General features: G+C 65.1%; 27 protein-coding genes. 15 read left to right on the top strand and 12 right to left on the bottom strand.

The genetic code is table 11. From position 1 onward, the window contains the following. Positions 1 to 13: 13 nt before the first annotated feature. The 3 genes from D2V07_RS10640 to flgB are packed head-to-tail and all read right to left on the bottom strand — an operon-like array spanning position 14 to position 1,091. Positions 14 to 337, bottom strand: a complete 324-nt coding sequence (locus D2V07_RS10640; RefSeq protein ID WP_119586966.1) for a flagellar hook assembly protein FlgD — start codon at positions 335 to 337, stop codon at positions 14 to 16. Continuing rightward, on the bottom strand, positions 337 to 744 hold the full coding sequence (gene flgC, locus D2V07_RS10635) for a flagellar basal body rod protein FlgC (RefSeq protein ID WP_407641598.1): 408 nt from the start codon (positions 742 to 744) through the stop codon (positions 337 to 339). The genes D2V07_RS10640 and flgC overlap by 1 nt, the downstream gene beginning before the upstream one ends. After that, entirely contained in the window at positions 744 to 1,091 is a 348-nt protein-coding gene (gene flgB / locus D2V07_RS10630; protein ID WP_119586965.1) for a flagellar basal body rod protein FlgB, read from the bottom strand. Before flgB ends, flgC begins: the two co-directional genes overlap by 1 nt. Positions 1,092 to 1,296: 205 nt before the next feature. Here flgB and D2V07_RS10625 point away from each other — a divergent pair, with 205 nt between their 5' ends. The 12 genes from D2V07_RS10625 to D2V07_RS10570 all read left to right on the top strand — a co-directional run bounded on the left by D2V07_RS10625 (position 1,297) and on the right by D2V07_RS10570 (position 9,652). Beyond that, positions 1,297 to 1,950 (top strand): MotA/TolQ/ExbB proton channel family protein, encoded by a 654-nt coding sequence (locus tag D2V07_RS10625; protein WP_158586811.1) that lies wholly within the window; start codon positions 1,297 to 1,299, stop codon positions 1,948 to 1,950. Next, complete coding sequence (locus D2V07_RS10620; RefSeq protein WP_119586963.1) at positions 1,947 to 2,357, top strand: hypothetical protein; 411 nt, start codon at positions 1,947 to 1,949, stop codon at positions 2,355 to 2,357. The genes D2V07_RS10625 and D2V07_RS10620 overlap by 4 nt, the downstream gene beginning before the upstream one ends. Positions 2,358 to 2,379: 22 nt before the next feature. Next, positions 2,380 to 2,901, top strand: coding sequence for a flagella basal body P-ring formation protein FlgA (locus D2V07_RS10615; protein ID WP_158586810.1), 522 nt, complete (start codon positions 2,380 to 2,382; stop codon positions 2,899 to 2,901). 81 nt (positions 2,902 to 2,982) lie between these two features. Beyond that, the gene (locus D2V07_RS10610; RefSeq protein WP_233548353.1) at positions 2,983 to 3,273 is read left to right on the top strand and encodes a flagellar biosynthesis anti-sigma factor FlgM; all 291 of its coding nucleotides are present in this window, start codon (positions 2,983 to 2,985) and stop codon (positions 3,271 to 3,273) included. Continuing rightward, positions 3,270 to 3,587 carry a flagellar protein FlgN gene (locus tag D2V07_RS10605; RefSeq protein ID WP_233548352.1) on the top strand — a complete coding sequence of 106 codons (318 nt, stop codon included), beginning with the start codon at positions 3,270 to 3,272 and terminating at the stop codon, positions 3,585 to 3,587. The genes D2V07_RS10610 and D2V07_RS10605 overlap by 4 nt, the downstream gene beginning before the upstream one ends. A gap of 82 nt (positions 3,588 to 3,669) precedes the next feature. Next, positions 3,670 to 4,512 (top strand): transglycosylase SLT domain-containing protein, encoded by an 843-nt coding sequence (locus D2V07_RS10600; protein WP_119586960.1) that lies wholly within the window; start codon positions 3,670 to 3,672, stop codon positions 4,510 to 4,512. After that, positions 4,509 to 6,620 carry a flagellar biosynthesis protein FlhA gene (locus tag D2V07_RS10595; protein WP_119586959.1) on the top strand — a complete coding sequence of 704 codons (2,112 nt, stop codon included), beginning with the start codon at positions 4,509 to 4,511 and terminating at the stop codon, positions 6,618 to 6,620. The genes D2V07_RS10600 and D2V07_RS10595 overlap by 4 nt, the downstream gene beginning before the upstream one ends. Continuing rightward, entirely contained in the window at positions 6,617 to 7,333 is a 717-nt protein-coding gene (locus D2V07_RS10590; RefSeq protein ID WP_119586958.1) for a sigma-70 family RNA polymerase sigma factor, read from the top strand. Before D2V07_RS10595 ends, D2V07_RS10590 begins: the two co-directional genes overlap by 4 nt. Before the next feature lie 50 nt (positions 7,334 to 7,383). Beyond that, complete coding sequence (locus D2V07_RS10585; RefSeq protein ID WP_147366941.1) at positions 7,384 to 7,932, top strand: hypothetical protein; 549 nt, start codon at positions 7,384 to 7,386, stop codon at positions 7,930 to 7,932. A 109-nt stretch (positions 7,933 to 8,041) separates the two neighbouring features. After that, complete coding sequence (locus D2V07_RS10580; RefSeq protein ID WP_119586956.1) at positions 8,042 to 8,503, top strand: Dps family protein; 462 nt, start codon at positions 8,042 to 8,044, stop codon at positions 8,501 to 8,503. Positions 8,504 to 8,579: 76 nt separating this feature from the next. Continuing rightward, positions 8,580 to 9,200: a 6-phosphogluconolactonase gene (locus D2V07_RS10575; protein ID WP_119586955.1), complete on the top strand. Its 621-nt coding sequence runs from the start codon at positions 8,580 to 8,582 to the stop codon at positions 9,198 to 9,200. Beyond that, on the top strand, positions 9,188 to 9,652 hold the full coding sequence (locus D2V07_RS10570) for an NUDIX hydrolase (protein ID WP_119586954.1): 465 nt from the start codon (positions 9,188 to 9,190) through the stop codon (positions 9,650 to 9,652). Before D2V07_RS10575 ends, D2V07_RS10570 begins: the two co-directional genes overlap by 13 nt. On the opposite strand, the gene dinB is transcribed toward D2V07_RS10570, so the two are convergent. Then, positions 9,638 to 10,780: a DNA polymerase IV gene (gene dinB / locus D2V07_RS10565; protein WP_119586953.1), complete on the bottom strand. Its 1,143-nt coding sequence runs from the start codon at positions 10,778 to 10,780 to the stop codon at positions 9,638 to 9,640. The two genes, D2V07_RS10570 and dinB, sit on opposite strands and share 15 nt — an antisense overlap. Before the next feature lie 78 nt (positions 10,781 to 10,858). Between dinB and D2V07_RS10560 the strand changes: the two genes are divergently transcribed. Both D2V07_RS10560 and D2V07_RS10555 read left to right on the top strand, forming a co-directional pair. Further along, entirely contained in the window at positions 10,859 to 12,124 is a 1,266-nt protein-coding gene (locus tag D2V07_RS10560) for a multidrug effflux MFS transporter (protein ID WP_233548351.1), read from the top strand. Continuing rightward, positions 12,124 to 13,611 carry a glycerol-3-phosphate dehydrogenase gene (locus tag D2V07_RS10555; protein ID WP_119586952.1) on the top strand — a complete coding sequence of 496 codons (1,488 nt, stop codon included), beginning with the start codon at positions 12,124 to 12,126 and terminating at the stop codon, positions 13,609 to 13,611. Before D2V07_RS10560 ends, D2V07_RS10555 begins: the two co-directional genes overlap by 1 nt. On the opposite strand, the gene D2V07_RS10550 is transcribed toward D2V07_RS10555, so the two are convergent. From D2V07_RS10550 to crtY, 6 genes are all read right to left on the bottom strand, one after another. Next, the gene (locus D2V07_RS10550; protein WP_119586951.1) at positions 13,608 to 14,510 is read right to left on the bottom strand and encodes an aldo/keto reductase; all 903 of its coding nucleotides are present in this window, start codon (positions 14,508 to 14,510) and stop codon (positions 13,608 to 13,610) included. The two genes, D2V07_RS10555 and D2V07_RS10550, sit on opposite strands and share 4 nt — an antisense overlap. Before the next feature lie 7 nt (positions 14,511 to 14,517). Next, positions 14,518 to 16,389 carry an acetyl/propionyl/methylcrotonyl-CoA carboxylase subunit alpha gene (locus D2V07_RS10545; protein WP_119587188.1) on the bottom strand — a complete coding sequence of 624 codons (1,872 nt, stop codon included), beginning with the start codon at positions 16,387 to 16,389 and terminating at the stop codon, positions 14,518 to 14,520. Between the two features lie 68 nt (positions 16,390 to 16,457). Continuing rightward, positions 16,458 to 17,564, bottom strand: a complete 1,107-nt coding sequence (locus D2V07_RS10540) for a phytoene/squalene synthase family protein (protein ID WP_407641593.1) — start codon at positions 17,562 to 17,564, stop codon at positions 16,458 to 16,460. Then, positions 17,561 to 18,154 (bottom strand): LOG family protein, encoded by a 594-nt coding sequence (locus tag D2V07_RS10535; protein ID WP_119586950.1) that lies wholly within the window; start codon positions 18,152 to 18,154, stop codon positions 17,561 to 17,563. The genes D2V07_RS10540 and D2V07_RS10535 overlap by 4 nt, the downstream gene beginning before the upstream one ends. 24 nt (positions 18,155 to 18,178) lie before the next feature. Next, positions 18,179 to 19,675, bottom strand: a complete 1,497-nt coding sequence (locus D2V07_RS10530; protein WP_119586949.1) for a phytoene desaturase — start codon at positions 19,673 to 19,675, stop codon at positions 18,179 to 18,181. Next, on the bottom strand, positions 19,672 to 20,910 hold the full coding sequence (crtY, locus tag D2V07_RS10525; protein WP_325049013.1) for a lycopene beta-cyclase CrtY: 1,239 nt from the start codon (positions 20,908 to 20,910) through the stop codon (positions 19,672 to 19,674). The genes D2V07_RS10530 and crtY overlap by 4 nt, the downstream gene beginning before the upstream one ends. Positions 20,911 to 21,031: 121 nt before the next feature. Between crtY and D2V07_RS10520 the strand changes: the two genes are divergently transcribed. Continuing rightward, entirely contained in the window at positions 21,032 to 21,925 is an 894-nt protein-coding gene (locus D2V07_RS10520) for a MipA/OmpV family protein (RefSeq protein WP_233548350.1), read from the top strand. Between the two features lie 10 nt (positions 21,926 to 21,935). Here D2V07_RS10520 and D2V07_RS10515 read toward each other — a convergent pair whose 3' ends face one another. Both D2V07_RS10515 and D2V07_RS10510 read right to left on the bottom strand, forming a co-directional pair. Further along, the gene (locus D2V07_RS10515; protein WP_119586947.1) at positions 21,936 to 22,241 is read right to left on the bottom strand and encodes a transcriptional regulator; all 306 of its coding nucleotides are present in this window, start codon (positions 22,239 to 22,241) and stop codon (positions 21,936 to 21,938) included. After that, a complete protein-coding gene (locus tag D2V07_RS10510) occupies positions 22,238 to 22,699 on the bottom strand; it encodes a hypothetical protein (protein WP_119586946.1) in 462 nt (153 codons plus the stop codon). Before D2V07_RS10510 ends, D2V07_RS10515 begins: the two co-directional genes overlap by 4 nt. Between the last annotated feature and the right edge of the window lie 12 nt (positions 22,700 to 22,711).

Below are 22,711 nucleotides of genomic sequence, written 5' to 3'. Positions count from 1 at the left end.
GCTCGGGTACTCCTCAGGATTTGGCGGGGATGGCGGCGCGCTGCGCTTCGATCAGCGCATCGAGCTTGGTGGATATGTCGGTAAGGGTGGCGTTGGTTTCGGCAGAGCCGGCGAGGGCGGAAAACTGCGCTATCTGCGCCAGCATGTCCTTGTTATCGACGGGCGCGAGCGGATCCTGCTGCTGCAACTGCACGGTCAGCAAGCGCAGGAAATCGCCCTGGTCCAATGTGGAAATGCTGCTCGCCTTGGCGCTGGCGGCAGCAGCGATGGTTGGATCGCCGCCGTTGATATCCTTGATGTTGGCGGGCAGCGCCGCGGTTGCCGATAGCGTGCTCATCACTTGCTCCTGATGGTGTCGAGCATCAGCTGCTTGGCAGTCTGCATGGCTTCGACGAGGTTCTGGTACTGGCGGGCGCTTTCCATGATCTCGACCATCTCGGCGCTTTCATCGATGCCCGCTTCCCACACGTCGCCGTTCTCGTCGGCGAGGGGGTGATCGGGATCGTGGCGGCGGATTGCGGCGACATCGGACTGGCGCACCTCGGACACGCGCACGCTTGACAGGCCGCTGGCTTCATCCAATTCCTGCTGAAACACGGTGCGCACGGGGCGATAGGCTTCCGCCTCGCTGCCCGACACCGTGCCGGAATTGGCGATGTTGGACGCCGCGGCGTTCATGCGCACCATCTGCGCGGACATGCCGCGCTGCACGACCTGGAAGAGATTGATCGGATCGCTCAAGATTATTCTCCCTTCAGCGCGCGCTTCACGGTTTCGACGCGGCCGTTGAGGAAAGTGAGCGTGGCGGAATAGGCGACGGCGTTCTCGGCAAAGGCCATCTGCTCGTTCGCAAGTTCCACCGTGTTTCCGTCCATGCTGGCCATTGTCGGCACGCGGTATCGGGTGGCGCTCTCGATGGCGGCGGAGCGGTCGCTGCCGCCCACGCGAGCCTCCAGCGCGGAGGCGAAATCGATATCGCGGGCCTGGTATCCCGGCGTTGCCGCATTGGCGATGTTGGACGTCAACAGCCCCATGCGGTGCGAGCGCAGTTCCAGCGCCGCGCCGTGAATGCCGAAAAGCCTGTCGCTCATCGTCGTTATCCTCGCATTGCGGACGGGCGGGCCGTCCTCTCGAGGGCCTGGTCAGCAAGCGGCGTGCCAGTTTCGCATTTCGCCGGACTTTACGGATGGAGATGGCTGGCAGGCGGCAAGCGCTTGCCGGAGGCGGCAATTTCGCGCCGTCCTAAATCCGCTGCCTTGCCGGTCGTCCTTTGTTTCACAGGAAGGACACGTGACCATGGAAATCTGGGCTTTGTGGGATGCGACGGGGGCGGCAATCGTGCTGGGCGGCACGCTGATGGCGACATTCCTCGCCTGTGGCCGCCGTGAAATAACCGCCGCAGTGCAATCGCTGGGCGCGTTGGCGAAACCGCGTTTCGATTACGAGAAGGTCCGCGCCGAAATTGCCCACGACGTAGAGGAAATTCGCCATGACGGTCTGCTTCGCGCACATCCGCTGCACACCAGCGACAGGGAGATCGCGCTCGTATCCGATGCGCTGATCCACGATCGTTCGCTGCGCTCGTTGCTGGCCACGCACGAGCATTGCCAGGAGATGCGCCAGCGCAGTCGGCTGGCCGCGCTTGCCCCCATCCGGCAAGCCGCCGAAATGGCGCCCGTCTTCGGCATGGCGGGCACGTTGTTCTCGCTTTCGCAGATGCAGGTGGGCGAATTGGGCGACGCGCGGTTGCTGGCCAGCGTCGCCATGGCCATCGTCACCACGCTTTACGGCCTCCTGCTCGCCAATCTCGCCTTTCACCCGCTGGCGCGATTGCTGGAGCGGCGGATGCTGGCCGAAGAGGAAGACCGCCGCCGCCTGATCGACTGGCTGACCATTCAGCTCGCGCCAAGCTGCCCGCCTGCGCCCATGCCGCTGGAGCGGGCGGGATGATTGCGGACGGTTCGGGCAAGTGGCTGGTTCCGCTAGCCGACCTTTCGCTGATCCTTTTTATCGTGACGGGCGGCGCGCTGGGCGCCTCGAAGGAACATCGGGTTACACCTGCCGAGGGCGTGGCCACTGCCATCTACGTCGATGGCCCGGATGCGCCCCCCCTGCTGGAACTGCTGGCTTCGCATCCGATCTCTGCTGGCGAACAGATGACGGTGTTGGGCACCTATGCGCCCGGCCAGCGCGAAGCCGTCATGCAGCGGACCGAGGCGCTTGCAGATCAGGCCATCGCTGCCGGGGTGGAACCGCGCGTGATCGTGCAACCCGCCGCCGAAACGCGGGTGATCGCGCGCCTTGCCCACGATGCCGATCCCGGCTTGGCACGCGGCTTGCAGATCCACGGGGAATGACAATCCGCTGGAGCCACGGCCCATGAACCGCCTGACCGCCACTGCTATCCTCTCCCTCCTGCTTCCCGCCAGCGCGCTGGCGCAGCAGGGCCAGTTTGCCGATCCTGCCGCCATCGATGCCGAGGTTGCTGCCTTTACAGGCGCTGCCATGGGCATGCCTGGCGGGGCGCAGCACCCTGTGGACCGACGTCTTCGGCTGGCCAACTGCCCACATCCGCTGGCGCTCGCCTGGCATGGGCGCGGGGCGGACATGGTGCGGGTGGAATGCCCGTCCAGATCTGGCTGGCGGGTGTTCGTGCCGGTCAATCGCGGCAGCACCACTGCGCCAGCTTCCGCCGCGCGGGCAGAGCCGCAGGTGGTTGTGGAGCGCGGTCAGGTGATGACCATTATCGTCGAAGGGCGCGGCTTTGTCGTCAGCCAGCAGGGCGAGGCGCTGGAGGACGGAGCCATCGGCCAGTGGATCCGGATCCGTCCGGAAGGCAACCGCGAGGTGATCCGTGCGCAGGTTCGCACACCGCAGCGCGCGGTGATACCGCTGGGGTGAGCGCGTTTTTCCCAACAAACCCTTAAACCCGCGCCCCTCTCGCCGTTCTACGCTTCAGAAATGACCACAGGAGCGACCACGATGTCCCTCTACGACGTATCGAAACTGAGCGGTGTCGGGCCCCTTCGCCCGTCTGCACGCGAATTGGCTGGTGAGAAGCCGTCCGTGCGCATGCAGGATGCGAAGGGCGCTGTCGACCAGGGCGTGAGCGTGCAGACCGACGCAAGAGTCAGCGCTGGCGCTGCGCCGGTTGACGCGGATCGCGTGCAAGAAATCCGCCAGGCCCTGCGCGAGGGGAGCTACCCGCTGGTGCCGTTCCAGATCACCGACGCTATCATCGCCGCGCGCCATATGTTGAGCGACGCACGATGAGCAGCGGCAAACTGGCTGACCAGCTGCGGCAAATGCTTGCCGTGCTGGAGGCGGAGCGGCAGGCGCTTGCCGCCCTCGATATCGATGCGCTGATGCTTTCCACCAATGACAAGAATTCGCTATGCGCCGTGCTGGAAACGCGTGATGCAGGCGGACTGGACGCGGAATGCCGTTCGCTGGTGATCGCCGCGCGGCAGAAGAACGAGGTGAACCGCAAGGTGCGCAACCTGCTGGCTGCGAATGTCGCCGCGCGGCTGGACGCGCTGACCGCTTCACCTGGCACCTATGCCGCCCCGCAGGCTTACCGCGCATAGGTAAGACTACGTAGGTCCGCCCGAGTGGCACGCCCCTTGCTGATCTCTCCGCAGAGAGAAACGGCAAGGAAGCCAAAGGCGGATGACCGACCGAATTTCAACGTCAGTTGCGGCCACCGCGCCGCACCCTCGGCACGCGATTGCCGATGCGGCACGGCGCACCGGGGTCGATTTCGACTACCTGATGGCGCAGGCGCAGATCGAGAGCGGGATGAACCCACGGGCCGAGGCACGCACCTCCAGCGCCAGCGGGCTTTACCAGTTCATCGACCAGACCTGGCTCGCCACACTGGACCGGCACGGCGAAAGGATGGGCTACGGCGATATGGCCCGCGCCATCGAAACGCGCGGCGGGCGCGCCAGCGTAACTGACCCCGCCATGCGCGATGCGATCATGCAGTTGCGCTTCGATCCGCAGGCGAGTTCGCTGATGGCGGGCGCGCTGGCGACCGACAACCGCGCAGCGCTGCAAGGCGTGCTGGGCCGCGATCCCGATGCGAGCGAGCTCTATCTCGCGCATTTCCTGGGGGCGGGCGATGCCGCGCGCTTCCTCTCGGTGCTCACCACCGATCCCGACAGTTCCGCCGTCGCCCTGCTGCCGCGCGCCGCCGCTGCCAACCGCGCGATTTTCCGGGAGCCGTCCGGCGCGCCGCGTTCGGTTGCCGAGGTCATGCGCGCGATCCGGGGCCGGGTCGAAGGCGCGATCGCCACGTCTGCGAACGCGCCGCCTGCCGCGCCGCTGCCGCGTCCATCTGGCCCGGGCCTCGGCGCGCCTGCCTATCCCGCCATGCCCGCTCGCATCGCTCCTTCGCCGCAGATGCCGAGCATGGCCGATACCCTGCGCCACAGCTTCGCCGCGCCCCGAGCCGAACCGCCGGCGCATGTGCGCACTGCCTATGCCCGGCTGGAGGCCTTTGGACTGTGAGCGCGAAACTTCCATTCAATGCAGCCGCACTCGCGCTGCCCGCAGGTATCCTGGCGCTGATCGCCATGATGGTGCTGCCCATTCCTACGGTAATGCTGGACGTATTCTTCGTGTTCAACATTGCGCTTTCCATCGGCGTGCTGATGGCGGCGCTGAACGCCACCAAGCCGCTCGATTTCAGCGCCTTTCCCACCGTCCTGCTGTTCGCCACCCTGCTGCGCCTCGCGCTAAACGTCGCCTCTACTCGCATCGTGCTGGTGAACGGGCACGAGGGGGAGGGCGCTGCCGGGCAGGTGATCGAGAGCTTCGGCGCTTTCCTTGTTGGCGGCAACTTCGCCGTCGGGCTGTTCGTCTTCATCATCCTGCTGATCATCAACCTGGTGGTGATCACCAAGGGTGCGGGCCGTGTGTCGGAAGTCTCCGCACGGTTCACGCTGGATGCTCTGCCGGGCAAGCAGATGGCGATCGACGCCGATATCGCCGCAGGGCTGATGACGGCGGAAGAGGCGAAGGCCCGCCGCGTGGAGGTCTCTACGGAGGCCGATTTCTACGGCTCCATGGATGGTGCCAGCAAGTTCGTGAAAGGCGATGCCATCGCCGCCATGCTGATCCTGGCGGTGAATATCATTGCGGGCATCGGTCTAGGCATGATCAGCTATGACATGAGCGCAGGCGAGGCGGCGGAAACGTTCATCACGCTGGCCGTGGGCGATGCGCTGGTGGCGCAGGTGCCAGCGCTGCTGTTGTCCATTGCGGCTGCGGCAATCGTCACCCGCGTGACCGATGCCAGCGACCTTGTCGGCCAGATCGGGCGGCAATTCTCCAGCCCCGCAAGCTGGCTGCCGGTGGCTCTGGTCCTGGGAGCGATCGGGATGGTTCCGGCAATGCCGCAGATGGTGTTCCTGCCCGCCGCCGCGCTCGCTTTCTGGCTTTACCGCACACTCAGGAAGAAGCTGGACGCGCCTGCCGCAGAGCCGGAGGAGGCAGCTCCGCATGAGCCGCAGAAAATCGCCATTTCCGATGTCAGCGATCATACGCTGGTGACGCTGGAGATGGGGTATGGCCTCGTCCACCTGGTGGACGAAGGGAAGGGAGCGCCGCTCGTCACCCGCATCACCGGGGTGCGCAGGCAACTAAGCCAAGCCTTCGGTTTCGTCGTGCCGCAGTTTCGCATCCGCGATTCGCTGGACCTTTCGGCGAACGCATACCGCGTCATGCTGGGCGGCGTGGAACTGGCGCGGGCCGAGGCGCGTCCCGATGCCCTGCTGGCCATCGATACCGGCGAAGTCTCGCGGAACCACGGCCTCACCGGTCAACCCACTACCGATCCCAGCTTCGGCTGCCCCGCGCTGTGGATCGCCCCTGCCGAGCGCGACCATGCCGTGGCCGAGGGCTTCCTTACCGTGGCCGCCGACACCGTGATCGCCACCCACCTCAACCAGTTGTTGCAGGAACGCGGGTCATCGCTGCTGGGACCGGAGGAAGTTCGCAGCCTGCTGGATGCAGTGAAGGAGCGCGCGCCGGGCCTTGTGGAGGCCATCCACCCGGACCCGCTTTCGCTTGCCGCGATTACCCGGATGCTGCGCGCGCTGCTGGCCGATGGCATCAGCCTGGCGCACCCGGTGCCGATCCTTTCCAGCCTCGCGCTGGGGCTGCAGGTCACGAAAGACTTCGACACCCTGCTGGACCACATCCGCGCCGACCTTGGCGGCTGGCTGGTGGGCCAAGTGTGCCCGCCGACGCAAGCGCTCGGCGTGCTGACGCTGGATGCTGAACTGGAAAGCGCTATCCTGGGCGGGATGCGCGATCCGGCGACGGGCCAGCCGGTGATAGAGCCAGACTGTGCGCGGATGATCGGCGATGCCGTGACCGCGCACATGGCCGAGCATTCTGCGCGCGGTCTTGCGCTGATCGTTCAGCCACCCGCCCGCCGCGCATTGGCCGCACTGCTGCGCCAGCGCGCTCCGGGCTGCCTTGTCCTGTCCATTACAGAGTTGCCCCCCAGCCAGCCGGTGGAAGTGATCGCCGTGATCGGCGGCTGCACTGCGCCGCCCGCTCCCCCGCAATTGTCTGATGCTTCCCGCCAAGAGGAGGTCCTTGCCGCATGAAACACGATCCATCCACCTTCGCTGCCGCCGCCTATGCAGGCCATGATGTTGTGAGCGACCGCGTGCGCCGCTTCGTGCCCATGGTGCGCAAGGCCGCCTGGCACATCAACGGCAGGGGCCGCGAGGGTATCGAGATCGAGGACCTGATGCAGGCCGGTTTCATCGCCCTGACCGAAGCGGCCCGCAACCACGATGGGCCGGGTGAGGACGGGTTCGCCGCCTATGCCAAGCTGCGCGTGCGCGGGGCCATGTTCGACCTTGTGCGCAAGGCGATGCCGGGCACTCGCGGTGCGGTAAAGCGGCGGCGGGAGATCGAGGAAGCACGGCGCGAGTTCGCCCAGCTTGCCGGGCGCGAGCCGGGACACGATGAACTCGCCGCTTTGGTCGATATGACGCCGGCCGAACTGGCGCAGCACATGGGCGACGAGGTGCAGCTTGTTGCCATGGATGCAGCCTATGACGATGCCAGCGACATGTTTGCCAGCGATCTGCCCGATCCTTTTGCGCTGGTGTGCGAAATGCAGGACAATGCGCGGCTGGGAGAAGCAATGGTGCAATTGCCCGACCGCTTGAAGCTGGTGCTCCAGCTCTATTTCGTGGAGGAACTGAATCTCACGGAAATCGCGCAGGTGCTGGAGGTCAGCGTGCCGCGCGTTCACCAGTTGAAGGCGCAGGCACTTCTGAAGATCCGCCAGTTGATGGACAGCGCGTAAAAGTTTCCTACCGCTCGACACCAACGGCAGTCTCTTGCATGAGGCGGTGCGTGCCTGCCTTCTTCCTCACGTTCGTAACGGTCGCAGCCGCCATGGTGGCGGGGCGCGATGCCCTGCGCGTGGCACGGCTTCGCGCCACGCTGGGGTGGACAGGGCCGTTGATCGTGACCGTGGTTCTGGCCGCGCTGGCAGGCGCTGCCCTGGCGGCATGGATCGCACGCGGTCTGGCGCCGCTGATCCCGGCGGATTTCAAGCCGGTCGTCGTGGCGGTGGCTCTCGGCCTTGCCGGGCTGGAGGTGCTGCTGCGAACTCCGCCCGAAACACCTCGCGAACCGACCCGGTCGATAGGCGCGATCACGCTGGTGCTGTTGCTTGGCATGGTCACCGACGCCAGCGGATTCATCATCCTGTCGCTGGCCATCGCCACGGGGGAGGCGCTGCTGGCGGCGGCAGGCGGCGCGTTGGGCGCGCTGACAGTTCTGAGCGGCGCGATCGTCGCGGCGCAGGACTGGCAGGCGCTTCCGCTGAAAACCATGCGGCGGGTGGTGGGGACAGGGCTGCTCCTGGCTGCCGTGGTAATCGTTATCTACAATCAGTGATTTAGGCATGATCGACTTATGCGATCACCATAACCGCTCTAAACCCTGAAACCGTAGGCCCGCTTGTCCGTTGATTGGGCAAAGAGATAATCGAAAGGACGAGACACCCATGGCAACTGCCGGAGACAATTCGAAAACCGCGCTGATCGAGGGGCTGAATGGCCTGCTGGCCGATCATTTGGCGCTCTATTTCAAGACAAAGAACTTTCACTGGCACGTCACCGGTCCGCGCTTTCGCGACCTGCACCTGCTGTTCGACGAGCAGGCCATCGAAATTCGTGACCAGATCGACGCCATCGGCGAGCGCGTGCGCAAGAACGGCGCCAAGACGCTGACGTCCATCGCCTCGGTTGCCAAGGCCACGCAGATCGCCGACCAAGACGATACCGAGCTTTCGGCGGACGACATGGTTCGCGAACTGCGCGACGACAATCAGAAGGTTGTCGACCGTCTGAAGGGTTTGAAGGAACATGCTGAAAAGGCAGGCGACAATGCTACCGATGGCCTGCTGGACGACTGGACCGACATGGCGGAGGAACGCGTGTGGTTCCTTACCTCCACGCTGCAGTAGACTGACAACTTGTTGAACCCCGAATCCGCCGCGCAGCCTCTCGCTACGCGGCGGTTTTGCGTATAGGCGAGGGCGCATGGCCAATATCGACATCATTGAAAACGCACCGGACGCACAGATCGCGTCCTTCATCGAAACTGCCTTGCGAAAGGCTCTGGCGGAAAGCGAGCTGCCGGTCGAAATCAGCGTGCCGGGCGGTTCCACGCCGTTCCCGATCATGCGCGAACTGGTGAAGGCCGATCTCGACTGGAGCCGCGTTACCGTATGGCCGGGCGACGACCGCGTCGTTGCGGAGGATCACGAGGCCAGCAACACTGGCAAGATCCGCGCCCTGTTCGAGCCTGTGGGCGCGCATGTTGCCGCGTTGACAGTGATGGAACAGGTACCCCATTTCGCGCTGGTATGGCTGGGCATGGGCGCGGACGGTCATGTGGCCAGCCTGTTCCCCAACACCGACCCGCAGGTGGATGACGATGCCGCGATCCGCCGCCTGACGCCCGATCCCCTGCCACCAGAGGCTCCGTTCGACAGGGTAACGCTCACCATCCCCTCGCTGCTGGACAGCGATGCACTGATGTTCGTGATCCGCGGGGATGACAAGCGCGCCGTGTTCGATGCGGCGGCGAAGGGCGAAAGCGACCTGCCGGTTGCGCGGCTGTTGAAAGCGGCGGACCAGAAGGTGACATGCTTCACCTGATCCCCGCACCGCTGCACCGGGCGGTGATGCCGCTGGGGTATGTGCTGCGCAAATACTACCTGCGGATTTTCAAGCCGCGCATTGCCGGGGTTGCCGTATTCATCCGTGACGAGCAGGGGCGCGTCCTGCTGATCCGCCAGTCGTACGGTTCCGGCGGATGGACCACGCCTGCGGGCGGAGCGGGGCTGGACGAGGATCCGGAGCACGCCATCCGCCGCGAGGTGCGCGAGGAACTATCCTGCGAACTGGTCGAACTGGTCCTGCTGCACGAGGGTGAGGACACAATGCACGGCGCCCCGCAGCGCAACTGGGTGTTCCACGCCCGCGCGGATCGTGCGCCATGCCCCGACCGGCGCGAGGTTGTCGAAGCGCGGTGGTTTCACCTCGACGATCTTCCGTTTCCGCTGACCGGACCCACCGAGCGGCGGCTGAGACTGCTAGAGCAGGGATAGCTGCGCGTCTTCGCGTCCGCGCTCGTTTCCGGCACTGTCATCCCGGTCGAGATTGCTGAGCGTCAGGCCCATCAGGCGGATCGGCATGGGCAGCGGCAGTTCGTCTTCCAGAATGGCACGGGCGATTTTCGTGAACTGATTCTTGTCGGCAACCGGTTGCGTCTGGCTGCGCGCGCGGGTGGCGATCTGGAAATCGTTGTACTTCAGTTTCAGCGTGACGGTGCGCCCCTTGGCGTCCTTGGCGGCGATCCGTTCCCACACGATGTCGATGATCCGCTCCAGCGTTTCGCGCAGGTCATTCTCGGCCGAGATATCCTCGCTGAAGGTGCGTTCGCCGCCGATGGACTTGCGGATACGGTTGGTGCGCACCGGCCTGAGGTCGATCCCACGTGCCGCACGGTAAAGGTAATCGCCGAAACTGCCGAAGTTTGCCGCCAGCCACGCTCGGTCCTTCTCCGCAAGGTCGGCACCTGTCTCGATTCCCAGCCGGGCCATTTTCTCCGCCCCTTTAGGCCCAACGCCGTGGAAGCGGCGGATCGGCAGGCTTTGGACAAAGGCCGCGCCCTCGCCGGGGCGGATGACGCACAGGCCATTGGGCTTGTTCTGGTCGCTGGCCAGCTTGGCGAGGAACTTGTTGTAGGAAACGCCTGCGCTGGCCGTCAGCTGCGTCGTCTCGCGAATTTGTCGGCGGATAGCCTGCGCAATGGCGGTGGCCGAACCGAGGCCATGGCGATCCTCGGTCACGTCGAGGTATGCCTCGTCCAGGCTCAGCGGTTCGACATGCGGCGTGTAGTGATGGAAAATCGCGCGGATCTGTTCGGACACCTCGCGATAGACATCGAACCGGCTCTTGCAGAAGATCAGGTCCGGGCATTTGCGTCTGGCGGTGACCGAAGGCATGGCGCTCTTCACCCCGAACTTGCGCGCCTCGTAACTGGCGGCAGCCACCACGCCGCGCCCGCTCGATCCGCCCACCGCAACCGGCTTTCCGCGCAGGTCCGGGTTGTCACGCTGTTCAACGCTGGCAAAGAACGCATCCATATCGACATGGATGATCTTGCGCAGGCCATCGGCCTCGGCCGCCTGTTCCTCGCTTTCGTCCGCTTCGCCTAGCCCGGGATTCGCCATAGCGCCGGGATCATAGCCTTTCGGGAAGCATTTGAGTTAATCCTTTTCTCGGCTGCTATTCTTGGCCAAAGGGGCTGCGTGACTTCCCAGACAATCAAATCCGCCGACGGTTCAGGGCGCCAGGTCGGGCAGCGCGAGTTCATCGTTCTGATGGCCGCGCTGATGAGCCTGAACGCGCTGGCGATCGACGCAATGCTGCCCGCGCTGGACGAGATTGCCAGCGCCTTTGCCATCGACGATCCCAATCGCCGCCAACTGGTAGTGGGCGTGTACCTGCTGGCAACCGGGTTCGGTGCTCTCGTCCCCGGACTTTTTGCCGACCGCTACGGCAGGCGGCCGGTCCTGTTCGTCAGCCTTGGCATCTATCTGGTGGCATCCCTGCTGTGCATGATAGCGCCAACATTCGAAGTGCTGCTGGGCCTGCGCGCCATGCAGGGCTTTGGCACTGCAGGCCTGATGGTGCTGCCCGCGGCCATCATCCGCGACCGCTTCGACGGAGACCGGATGGCACGGCTGCTCTCGATGATCTTCATCGTCTTCATGCTGGTGCCGGTGCTTGCGCCAACAATGGGGCAGGCCGTGCTGAGCGTTGCCAGCTGGGAATGGATATTCTTCGCACTTGGCCTGTTCGGGCTGGCAGCAGCGGTCTGGGCCTGGCTGCGCATGCCCGAAACGCTTGATCCTCGCAATCGCCAGAAGATCGACCCGCGCACCATAGCCTACAACCTGCCGCTCACCCTGCGCACCCGCTCCTCTGTTGGCTACGTTCTGGGCGGCGGGCTGACCTTCGGCGGGGTGTTCGGCTATATCAATTCCGCACCCCAGCTGATCGGCGGACATTTCGGTGCGGAAGAGCAATTCCCGCTGATCTTCGGTGCGTCCGCTGCCACGCTGGCCTTCTCCAGCTTTGCCAATTCGCGGATTGTGGAGCGGTTCGGCGCGCGGCGCGTGTCGCACACGGCGCTGATCGCCTTCATCTTTGTCAGCCTGGTGCAGGTCTACGCGGCAGAGATTCACGCGGATTCGCTGGCATGGTTCTTCCCGCTCATCAGCATCAACCTGTGCCTGCTCGGCTTCCTTGGCTCCAACTTCGGCTCCATCGCCATGCAGCCGTTCTTCAACAGCGCCGGGGCGGCCAGTTCCGTCCAGGCGAGCATCCGCATGCTGCTGGGCGCCGTGATGGGGATCGTCATCGGCCAGTTCTACGACGGAACGGCGCTGCCTCTTGCGATTGCGCTGCTGGCCAGTAGCCTGATATCGCTGGCGCTGGTTCTTTTCAGCGAGCGCGGAAAGCTATTCACCCGCCCGCGCCAGTCGCGCTACTTTACGGAGGGGCCTCGTTAATGCCGGAAACGCCGATCACCCAGCCGTTCGACCTGATCGTCATCGGCGGGGGTGTGAACGGCGCCGGCGTGGCGCGCGATGCGGCGGGCAGGGGGGCAAGCGTCCTGCTGCTGGAAAAGGGCGACCTCGCCAGCGGCACTTCCAGCAAGTCGACCAAGCTGGTCCACGGCGGCCTGCGCTACCTCGAATACTACGAATTCGCCCTGGTGAGGGAAGCTCTGGGCGAGCGCGAGACGTTGTGGTCCATCGCGCCGCATATCATCTGGCCAATGCGCTTCGTGCTGCCGGTGACGAAAAGCATGCGCCCCAAATGGATGCTGCGCGCGGGACTGTTCCTCTACGATCATATCGGCGGAAAAGGCTCGCTGAAGAAGACCCGCAGCGTCGACCTGCGCAAGCACCGCGCGGGCGGCTCACTGGAAGGGCAATATACCCACGCCTTCGAATATTCGGACGGCTGGGTGGACGACGCCCGGCTGGTGGTGCTCAACGCGCTGGATGCTGCCGCACACGGCGCGCAGATCCGCACCCGCACTCCGGTCACAGCCGCCCGGCGCGAGGGCGATCTGTGGCATGTGGAGGCTGGCGGAGAGACATTCCATGCCCACGCTCTGGTGAACGCCGCAGGGCCGGGCGCGGACGACGTGGCGCGGCTGGTGGGGGAGAACCCCGCCTACGGCATTCGCCGGGTGCGGGGATCGCACATCGTGGTGCCAAAGCTGTTCGATCACGACTGCGCCTACATCCTGCAACAGCCCGACACCCGCATCTGCTTCGCGATCCCGTGGGAGAACGACTACACGCTGGTTGGGACCACCGATGCCGACCATCCCGGTTCGCTGGACCACATCAAGGCGAGCGCGGACGAAATCCGCTACCTGTGCGACGCGGTGAACCGCTATTTCGCGGCTGACGTGACGCCCGACGACGTGGTGCATACCTACGCCGGTGTTCGCGCGCTGGTGGACGATGGTTCGGGCAGGCCGGAAGCCGCCTCTCGCGGATACGAACTGGCGCTGAGCGACCAGGGTCGCGGCGCGCCGGTCCTGGGCATCTACGGCGGCAAGATCACCTCCTACCGGCACGTGGCGGAAGATGCGCTGGACAGGCTGGCCGAGCGGCTGCCGCTGCTGAAGGGAAAGCATTGGACCGCCAGCACTCCGCTGCCCGGCGGCGATTTCGACAAGCAGGCGCAGCCTTATCTGTTCGAAGTGCTGGGAGAGGATTATCCGTTCCTCTCTCACCGCGATGTGGTGCGCATCGGCCGCGCATACGGCACATTGGCGTGGGACTGGCTGGGCGATGCGAAATCGTGGGACCATCTGGGCCGAGCGTTCGGTGGCGGGCTGACCCTTGCCGAGGTTTCCTACCTGCGCGACCGCGAGTGGGCGCAGACATCTGAAGACATCCTCTGGCGGCGCAGCAAGCTGGGGTTGCACCTGAGCGCAACCGAGCAGGGGGCGCTGGCTGAATTCATGGGCGGCTAGGGCAGCGGCGCGCCTCTGGCGGCCGTGAAAACCCTGTACCACTGCTCCCGTGTCCAGCGCTGCCCGGTCGCAGCGGCAGCCTCGGTAATGCGCGCAGGGCGTTGGGAGCCGACAACGGGCACGATCCCGGCCGGATGCGCCATCAGCCAGCCATAGGCGGCCAACGCGCGACTGGTGCTCAGTTCTTCCGCCACTACATCCAGCGCTGCTGCAACCGCCTTTTCGCGCGCGGTTTCGGGCTGCATCAGGCGGCCACCGCCGAGCGGACTCCACGCCATCGGCACGAGGCCCAGCTGCATCGCCTGGTCCATCTCGCCATTGTCGATGGGGTCGATCCGCAGCGGGCTGATCTCGGGCTGCGTCGCGGCAAGCGGAGTGCGGAGGAACGCGGCGAGTGCGTCGATTTGCGCCGCGGTGAAGTTGGACACGCCTATGGCGCGCACCTTGCCGCTGGTCACGGCGTCATCGAGGAACCGCGCCAGTTCCTGCGGATGGGTCAGCACATCGGGGCGATGGATCAGGTAGAGGTCGATCACATCGGTGCCGAGCCGCGCGAGCGAGGCATCGAGCGCGCCCGCCATGTATTCGCGCGACTGGTCGTAGGGTACGGGCGGCGTGATCCCGCCCTTGGTCGCCAGCACCATGCGCTGCCGCAGTCCCGGTTCTGCGCGCAGCACCGCGCCCAGTTTTTCCTCGACGTCGCCGAAGCTCGAATGCCCGTTCCACCCGTAGATGTCGGCGGTATCGATCAGGTCGATTCCGGCATCCAATGCGGTGTGCAGGCAGGTGGCCACGTCTTGCGAAGAGCCGTCGCTGCGCCACATGCCCCAGGCAAGCGGGCTGACGGTAATTCCGGTATTGCCGAGCGTGCGACGGGCGGGCGCGGGAAGGGTGGTCATCGGGGGATCAATCCTCCGCAGGTTGCACCACCGCCAGCACTGCCTCTACCTGCACCTGCGCGCCTTCACTTGCGGAAAGCTGCGTCACGGTGCCGTCGAACGGGGCGGTGAGCGAGTGTTCCATCTTCATCGCCTCGAGCACCATCAGGCGCTGGCCTGCGGTGACGCTATCGCCTTCGGCCACGTCGAGCGTGATGACCTTGCCCGGCATGGGGGCGAGGATCGCGCCGTCTGCGGCGGCTGCGGCACCGGTGCCTCGCGCATCGCGGGCGAATTCGAAGCTCTGCCCATCTGCGAAGACGACGGTGCGCGCGTCTTCGACGAAGCCCGTGGCATGGGCCGCATCCTGCTTGCCGCTGGCAATCACGGTGCGCATTTCACCCTTGAATCCCAAAGTCGCGGCGATGCGGGGCGCGGCATTCAGGCGAAAGCCGAGCGCACTTGGTACGTCCTCGTCCATCGCCGCCATCAGTGTGAAATCGGCGGCGGCTTGCCAGATCGTATCGTCCGGCTCTGCGTCGGCGACGAGGGTGTCCAGCTTGCGCTCGATGAACCCTGTGTCGAGCTCCGCTTCTCCGAAATCGTCGTCCAGCAGGGCGTTGGCGAGGAAGGCGGCGTTGGTCTTTACCGGCCAGATCTCCACGCTCTCGGCAATTGCGGCGAGTTCGTCGATAGCCTCGTCGCGGGTTTCGCCCCAGGCGACCAGCTTGGCCACCATCGGATCGTAGTGCGGGGAGATGACGTCGCCCTCTTCAACGCCTGTTTCTATGCGCCCGGCATGGCCGAGGTCGAAATGGTCGAGCGGACCGGTCGAGGGCAGGAAGCCGCTCGAAGGGTCCTCCGCATAGAGCCGCGCCTCGATGGCGTGGCCGTTGATGACGAGTTCGTCCTGCTTCAGCGGAATTGCCTCGCCGCTCGCCACGCGCAGCTGCCATTCCACCAGGTCCACCCCGGTGATCTCCTCGGTCACGGGATGCTCCACCTGCAGGCGGGTGTTCATCTCCATGAAGAAGATGCGGTCGGCGCGCAGGCCTTCGCTGGCATCGGCGATGAATTCGATGGTGCCCGCGCCTTCGTAGTCCACAGCCTTGGCCGCGCGCACGGCGGCGGCACAGATTTCCTCGCGCGTGGCCTCATCCATGCCCGGCGCAGGCGCTTCCTCGATCACCTTCTGGTGGCGGCGTTGCAGTGAGCAATCGCGCTCGAACAGGTGGACGACGTTGCCGTGGCTGTCGCCGAACACCTGCACCTCGATATGGCGGGGGGAGGTGATCCACTTTTCCAGCAGAACCTCGTCGTTGGAGAAGCTGGCCTTGGCCTCGCGCCGGCAGCTTTGCAGGTCAGCCTCGAAATCTTCGGCCCGGTCCACCTTGCGCATACCCTTGCCGCCGCCGCCTGCCACGGCCTTGATCAGCACGGGATAGCCGATCGCGTCGGCCTCTTTCTTCAGCCGCTCGACCGATTGGTCCTTGCCCAGATAGCCCGGTGTCACCGGCACGCCTGCGTCCTGCATCAGCGTCTTCGCGGCATCCTTCAGACCCATAGCGTCGATGCTGGCAGGCTTGGGGCCGACCCAGACCAGCCCGGCGTCGATCACGGCCTGCGCGAAGCCTGCATTCTCGGACAGGAATCCGTAGCCCGGGTGGATCGCATCCGCGCCCGTCTGTTTGGCAGCAGCGATGATCTTTTCACCGACAAGGTAGCTTTCGGCAGCGGGCGAAGGTCCGATATGCACGGCCTCGTCAGCCTGCCGCACGTGCAGGGCCCTCGCATCGGCATCGGAATAGACCGCCACGGTGGCGACCCCCATTTCGCGGGCGGTGCGGATGATGCGGCAGGCAATCTCGCCGCGGTTGGCTATCAGCAGTTTCGAAATCATGCCGGGATGCATTCGCGCTTTTCTCTGCAAATGCAACCGCCCGCGCGATGGAAAGGTGCCGCGGCCTTTCAGTCTTCCTTGCGCCGCACGCCCTCGTCGCGCAGCGGAGTGTTGGGTACGCCCGCCACCGGGCCTGCCATGCGCGCTGCCGCCATCAGCTGCCCGCGCGTCCATTTGGGTTCCAGCTGCGGCGGGTAGGAGCCGCGCATGGTTTCCTTCAGCGCGCTGGCGATATGGCCCATCTTGGCGAGAAAGCCGATGCGCACGCGGTGATCCCACGCCGCTTCGCCGCGGGCGTGCACCTTCTTGCCGATCGCGCCGTAGATGTTGGCGGCAGACAGCACAGCCCAGCGCTGGCGAAACTTCAGCCGCCCCGCGCCGACGCGTGCGCGCATGTCGTGGACCTGCGCGATGGAAACCAGCCGCCCTGCAAGCTGCACCAGCTGTTCGCGGTAGGCAGGCTTCATCAGCTGGCCGGGCGGGATGTCCATCTCCACCAGCCATTCTTCGGGGATATAGCAGCGCCCGGCAGCATCATCGTCCCAGATGTCGCGGGCGATGTTGTTGAGCTGGAAAGCAAGGCCAAGGTCACAGGCGCGGTCGAGCGTTTCGGTCGCGTCGCTGGGCACGCCCATCACTTTCGCCATCATCACGCCCACCGCGCCTGCAACGTGATAGCAATAGCGCATCAGGTCGCCTTCCGAGCGCGGACGCCAGCCGTCGGCATCGAGGGCGAAACCGTCGATCACATCGTCGCACATCTCGCGGGTGATGCCGCATTCGGCGGCGACCAGGCCGAGGGCATCGAACGCCAGATCGGCAGTCGGCTGGCCGTCCAGCGCGCGGTGGGTGAGAATGCGGATGGCTTCGACCCGGTCCTTCGCGCTGGCCTGGTCCAGCTTCAGGTCGCGTGCCCCATCCCTGAACCCATATTCCTGGCCGTCGGCAATGTCGTCGCAGCGGCGGCACCAGGCGTACAGCAGGTGCGCACGTTCGCGCGTGGACTTGTCGAACAGCCAGCTGGCGACGGTGAAACTTTTCGACCCTTCGGCGATGCTCTCACGCGCCTTGGCGACCAGCGCCGCGCGCGAGCGACCGCCGCCCACCTGCCGAGGGGTTGCCTTCACCAGCTGGCTGGCCACCAGCGGGCGCGGCCTTATGCGTTTCGTGCTCACAAATCCTCCGCGCGCATTTGCACGATGGTCCGGATAGGCTCGTAATTCGCCATCTTCTCGAGCAGTACCTCCAGCGTTTCGCCCACGATCAGGATGTCGCGGTGCATTTCCCTGACAAAGCCGGTTTCGGCCATTTGCCGGTTAAACGCTATAAGTCCGTCATAGTATCCAAAGGCATTGAGAAGACCGACCGGGCTCTGGTGATAGCCCAGCTGCGCCCAGCTTACCGCTTCCCACAATTCGTCCAGCGTGCCGACGCCGCCGGGCAGGGTGACGAAGCCAGCGGAAAGGTCGGTGAAGGCCTGCTGGCGCTGGTGCATGGTGTCGACCACGTGCAGCTGCGTGCAGTCGGAATTGGCCACCTCCATATCGACCAGCGCCTGCGGGATCACGCCGATCACCTCGCCGCCCGCTTCCAGCGCGGCATAGGCGACCGCGCCCATCAGCCCGGCCTTGCCGCCGCCGTAGACGACGCCGATGCCCCGCTTCGCAAGCGTGGTGCCGACATGGCGAGCGAGTTCGATGTAGCGCGGATCGGCGGGCGTGGCGGAGCCGCAATATACGGCGAGGCGTTTGAAATTCTCAGACATGGGTTCAGCCCGTAGCCGCAGCGGTCAGGAAGACAAGTCCCCGATCATCAGGCCCGCGGTCGCCTTGGCGCTGCCGACAACGCCGGGAATGCCCGCACCGGGGTGCGTGCCTGCGCCCACGAGGTAAAAGTTCTCGATCACGTCATCGCGGTTGTGGCCGCGGAAGAATGCACTTTGCCACAGCACCGGCTCCAGGCTGAAGGCGCTGCCCTGGTGGGCGTTGAGGTCTACTGCGAAATCGAGGGGGGAGTAGCTGAACTTCGTCACGATCCTATCGTGGATGTCCGGGATCAGGCGGCGACCGACCTCGTCGAGGATGCGCTTTTCCAGTTGCGGGCCGACCTCGTCCCAGTCGATCGGCATTTTGCCCAGGTGCGCGACCGGCACCAGCGCGTAGAACGTGCTCATGCCCTCGGGCGCCATGCTGGGATCGGTTACGGTGGGGTGGTGCAGGTAGATCGAGAAATCGGCCGGCAGGATGCCCTTGGAATAGATGTCGTCCAGCAGGCCGTGATAGCGCGGGCCGAACAGGATCATGTGGTGCGGAATGCCCGGCCAGGTGCCCTCGATGCCGAAATGGACAACGAACAGCGAAGGCGAGAAGGTCTTTTTCTTCAGCGACTTGGCCTGCGCCTTGCCGCGCGGGCTGTCGCCCAGCAGGTCCTTGTAGGAGTGCATGATGTCGGCGTTGCTGGCCACGGCATCGAAGCGCTGGGTCCAGCCGCTTTTCGTATGGACGGCCTTTGCCCGGGTGCCCTCGGTTTCCACGCGGGTCACGCCGTCACCCACGCGCATGGTGCCGCCCAGCCGCTCGAAATGGCGGACCATTCCGGCGATCAGGCGGTTGGTGCCGCCGCGCGTCCACCACACGCCGCCGTCCTTTTCCAGCTTGTGGATCAGGGCATAGATGCTGGAGGTTTTCATCGGGCTACCGCCCACCAGCAGGGTATGGAAGGAGAGCGCCTCGCGCAATTTCTCGTTCTTGATGTATTTCGAAACGATCGAATAGACGCTGCGCCAGGCCTGCTTCTTCATCAGCGCGGGCGCGGCCTTGATCATGGACTTGAAATCGAGGAACGGCACTGTGCCGAGCTTGACGTAGCCTTCTTCGTAAACACCGGCGGCATAGTCCAGAAAGCGGTCGTAACCGGCCACGTCGGCAGGCTCCAGCTTCATGATCTCCTTGCGCAGGTCTTCCTCGTCGTTGGAATAGTCGAAGTTCACCCCGTCCGGCCAGTTGAGCCGGTAGAAGGGCATGACCTTCATCAGCTCCAGATCCCCGTCCATGTCGTGGCCGGTGATTTCCCACAGCTCGCGCAGGCAATCGGGATCGGTCACCACGGTGGGGCCCGCATCGAAGGTGAAGCCGTCCTTTTCCCAGTAGTATGCCCGCCCGCCGGGCTTGTCGCGGCTTTCGACGACAGTGGTGGCGATCCCGGCGCTCTGCAGGCGGATGGCGAGCGCCATGCCGCCGAAACCGGCCCCGATCACGCAAGCTGTTCGGCCTTCTGGGGTAGTCATTGGGTATCCTTCCGGGAGGGGACAGTGAGGGGCGGGGCCTTCGACATGAGGGCGCCGATACCCCGGGTAATGGGAATAGGTGGCTTGCCCGACAGCACGCGCAGCTTGTCGAGCAGGGTGGACTTGCCGGCGTAGAACCGCTCGATCAGCGGTTCGCGCAGGCGATAGAAGCGTTCGAACACGCGGTAGCGTTCCCGCGGGCGTGCGCCGCAGAACAGCATCGTGCCCAGCATCCGGTAATGGCCCATCGCAGCCCAGTGACGGCGCGCCCGCGCTTCCAGCTTGGCAGCCATCTGGTCGCCCGGCAGGTCCGCATCTTCGGCAACGGCCAGCGCCACGTCCACGGCGATGGGCAGGGTGTAACTGGTGAGCGGGTGAACGAAGCCGCCACGTGCCCCGGCCTGGGCGACGCCCTCTACCCGGTGCTGGCGCTGGAAAGCCGCGAAATCACCGCCGGTGATGACGGGCAGCACGCCGGTCTCGAAGCCCACCGGATCGCCGGTGACGCCCAATTGTCGCTGATACTCGTCGATGCGCGCCGACAGGGCAGAACGGTCGAGCAGCGGTTTGTCGGCGTAATAGGTATCCTCGATAAACAGGTCATGCGCGCCCAGCGGCAGGACATAGACGAAGCGGTAGGCTCCGTCGTTGTCTGCCGGGCCGTTGGCGTACGGGGCCAATTGGTCGACATCGGCATCCATTATGGTGGGCCGGGAAACGCCGTGCGGCTGGGGTGTGCGCAGGTGGCGGCCCATGAAGACCTGCCAGCCGCCCTGAAGGGTATCGGTGGGCGTGAAGCCCCGGCAATCGATCACCGTGCGGGCAGTGATCCGCGTGCCGTCGGCAAGGTCAGCCCCATCGGCATCGAGCGCCGTTACCTCCTGCCCCGTCATGATGACGCCTTCGGGCAGGTCCCGCTCCAGCCGCGCGGCGAAATCCGTGCTGGCGAGCGAGAGATAGGACGATTTCAGATGCCGGCGATACTTGGGAAACTGAACGATGTAGCCGTCAGTCCACTCGGTCCGCCGGAAGGCCTCCATCAGCGCCGCGCCTGCTTCCGAAAGGTCGGTGCCGAACCAGCTCCAGCGGTGGTTGCCGCCCAGCTGATCGCCTGTTTCCACAAGCCTTACCGACACGTCCGGCCGCAGCACGGCCAGAGCCAGCGCAATCAGCCCGCCGGACAGGCCGCCACCAATGATGGCAATATCGCAATCGCGCCCGTTCATCTCCCACATGCCTTAGCGGAATGGCGAACGCGTGCAATCACAGCCCTTGGTCGGGCCTTGAATTGTCGGCACGCGGCAGGAACCGCGCGATGAACGGCCCGTTCTCAAGGCAAACGCAACGGGAAATTCCATGAACAGACGCCTATCTTCACCTTCCGCCATGACACTTGGCGCAATTCTAACCGCGCTTGCCGGTGCCAGCCCCGCGCTGGCGCAGGACGATGCCGAAACGCAGGGCCCGCCCGATATCGAAGACACGGTGTTCGCTGGCGATTACCTGTCGGTGGGCGTGGGCGTGGCGCTCAACCCCTCCTACACCGGTTCCGACGACTACGTGTTTTCGGTTCTGCCCGTCGTGCAGGGTTCGCTGGGCGGAGTGGACATCAATCCGCGCGCCGGAGGGGTGGAGCTCGATTTCGTGCAGGATCCCGATGAAGGCGTGGGCCTCGACCTTGGTATCGCCGCGCGCCTGCGTGCCAATCGCGCTTCGCAGATAGAGGACGAGGTCGTGCTGCAATATGGCGAGCTGGACCGCGCTATCGAGGTCGGCCCCAGCGTGGGGCTGAACTTCCCCGCCGTGCTCAATCCCTATGACAGCATCGGAGTGGGCGTCGATGCCATGTGGGATATCAACGGGGCACACGGGGGCATGACGGTCTCGCCCTCGGTCAATTATTCCACCCCGCTCAGCCGCGCTGTCTTCGCCAGCCTCTCGTTCTCTGCCGAATGGGCGGATGAGGATTTTCAGGATTACTATTTCCGCGTCGATGACACGGCTTTCATCGGCGACGGGGCCGCCCCCCTGCCGGAGTTCGAGCCGCGCGGCGGTGGTTTCACCAGCGCGGGCGTGAACCTGCTGCTGGGCATCGACCTCGACGGCGACATCACCAACGGCGGTTTCGGGATAATCGCGCTGGGCGGCTATTCGCGGGTGCTGGGCGATGCGGCGGATACGCCGTTCACCGACATTCGTGGCAGCAAGGACCAGTTCATCGGTGCGGTGGGCATCGGCTACACGTTCTGATCGTTCGCGATCAGGTTGCCGCCGCCTGCTGGGCGGCGGCTGCCAGTTCCTGCAACGCCGCCATGTGGGCCTTGAACGCCTTGGCCCCGGCCTTGGTGAAGGCGGCCCAGGTGCGCTGACGACCTTCGCTTTTCGCCTTTCTCAGCTGCACGTATCCGGCATCCGCCATCGCGGCGAGGTGCTTTGAGAGCACGCTGTCGCTGACATCCAGGATCTCGCGCAGTGTGGCGAACTCGATATCATCCACGCGGGCAAGAGCCGCCGCAATCTGCAGGCGCGCCGGCGGATGCAGCACGGGATCGATAGCCGCCGTCATGCCGCATCATCCGAAACGCGCAGGTCGTCCTGAGCGAGTTTCTGCCACCACAGGCTCGCCAGCGTTTCCCCGATGAAGACAGCGATCGCCACGATCGCCACCAGCGGGCTCCACGTATTGGGGCCGCCGGTGAGGATGACGACAGCGAGGCCCGCGAGGAAGATTGCAAAGGCCAGCCACAGCGCAGGCTGCGCGGCGCGGGAGGAATACCCGCTGACGAACATGCCATAACGCTGTCGGTCGTCGCGAATGATCCACCATAGCGCGCCGAACGCGACCACGATGCAGGCCGCCATTGCCGCTACCGGCAATCCCCAAGCCAGCACCAGCAGCGCCTGCACCGCTCCATAGGCCGCGTGTCGCCATAGGGGCCATCGCATGCGCTTTGCCATGCGCCGGTCCGTGTCTCTCACCGCGCCAAGCGCGCTGCGTGCTTCTTCGCTATCCATCGTTTTCATCCTTCACTTTCC

This window comes from Aurantiacibacter zhengii, from assembly GCF_003584125.1.
Classification (GTDB): Bacteria; Pseudomonadota; Alphaproteobacteria; order Sphingomonadales; family Sphingomonadaceae; genus Alteraurantiacibacter; species Alteraurantiacibacter zhengii.
Note: the sequence above shows the minus strand (reverse complement) of the source record. Positions and strands in the feature narration are given on the sequence as shown.

Excerpts from the sequence above, each read along its gene's own strand:
- D2V07_RS10640 (WP_119586966.1), bottom strand. The coding sequence starts at position 337 with ATGAGCACGCTATCGGCAACCGCGGCGCTGCCCGCCAACATCAAGGAT.
- flgB (WP_119586965.1), bottom strand. The coding sequence starts at position 1,091 with ATGAGCGACAGGCTTTTCGGCATTCACGGCGCGGCGCTGGAACTGCGC.
- D2V07_RS10625 (WP_158586811.1), top strand. The coding sequence starts at position 1,297 with ATGGAAATCTGGGCTTTGTGGGATGCGACGGGGGCGGCAATCGTGCTG.
- D2V07_RS10620 (WP_119586963.1), top strand. The coding sequence starts at position 1,947 with ATGATTGCGGACGGTTCGGGCAAGTGGCTGGTTCCGCTAGCCGACCTT.
- D2V07_RS10615 (WP_158586810.1), top strand. The coding sequence starts at position 2,380 with ATGAACCGCCTGACCGCCACTGCTATCCTCTCCCTCCTGCTTCCCGCC.
- D2V07_RS10610 (WP_233548353.1), top strand. The coding sequence starts at position 2,983 with ATGTCCCTCTACGACGTATCGAAACTGAGCGGTGTCGGGCCCCTTCGC.
- D2V07_RS10605 (WP_233548352.1), top strand. The coding sequence starts at position 3,270 with ATGAGCAGCGGCAAACTGGCTGACCAGCTGCGGCAAATGCTTGCCGTG.
- D2V07_RS10600 (WP_119586960.1), top strand. The coding sequence starts at position 3,670 with ATGACCGACCGAATTTCAACGTCAGTTGCGGCCACCGCGCCGCACCCT.
- D2V07_RS10590 (WP_119586958.1), top strand. The coding sequence starts at position 6,617 with ATGAAACACGATCCATCCACCTTCGCTGCCGCCGCCTATGCAGGCCAT.
- D2V07_RS10580 (WP_119586956.1), top strand. The coding sequence starts at position 8,042 with ATGGCAACTGCCGGAGACAATTCGAAAACCGCGCTGATCGAGGGGCTG.
- D2V07_RS10575 (WP_119586955.1), top strand. The coding sequence starts at position 8,580 with ATGGCCAATATCGACATCATTGAAAACGCACCGGACGCACAGATCGCG.
- D2V07_RS10570 (WP_119586954.1), top strand. The coding sequence starts at position 9,188 with ATGCTTCACCTGATCCCCGCACCGCTGCACCGGGCGGTGATGCCGCTG.
- dinB (WP_119586953.1), bottom strand. The coding sequence starts at position 10,780 with ATGGCGAATCCCGGGCTAGGCGAAGCGGACGAAAGCGAGGAACAGGCG.
- D2V07_RS10555 (WP_119586952.1), top strand. The coding sequence starts at position 12,124 with ATGCCGGAAACGCCGATCACCCAGCCGTTCGACCTGATCGTCATCGGC.
- D2V07_RS10550 (WP_119586951.1), bottom strand. The coding sequence starts at position 14,510 with ATGACCACCCTTCCCGCGCCCGCCCGTCGCACGCTCGGCAATACCGGA.
- D2V07_RS10545 (WP_119587188.1), bottom strand. The coding sequence starts at position 16,389 with ATGATTTCGAAACTGCTGATAGCCAACCGCGGCGAGATTGCCTGCCGC.
- D2V07_RS10535 (WP_119586950.1), bottom strand. The coding sequence starts at position 18,154 with ATGTCTGAGAATTTCAAACGCCTCGCCGTATATTGCGGCTCCGCCACG.
- D2V07_RS10530 (WP_119586949.1), bottom strand. The coding sequence starts at position 19,675 with ATGACTACCCCAGAAGGCCGAACAGCTTGCGTGATCGGGGCCGGTTTC.
- crtY (WP_325049013.1), bottom strand. The coding sequence starts at position 20,910 with ATGTGGGAGATGAACGGGCGCGATTGCGATATTGCCATCATTGGTGGC.
- D2V07_RS10520 (WP_233548350.1), top strand. The coding sequence starts at position 21,032 with ATGAACAGACGCCTATCTTCACCTTCCGCCATGACACTTGGCGCAATT.
- D2V07_RS10515 (WP_119586947.1), bottom strand. The coding sequence starts at position 22,241 with ATGACGGCGGCTATCGATCCCGTGCTGCATCCGCCGGCGCGCCTGCAG.
- D2V07_RS10510 (WP_119586946.1), bottom strand. The coding sequence starts at position 22,699 with ATGAAAACGATGGATAGCGAAGAAGCACGCAGCGCGCTTGGCGCGGTG.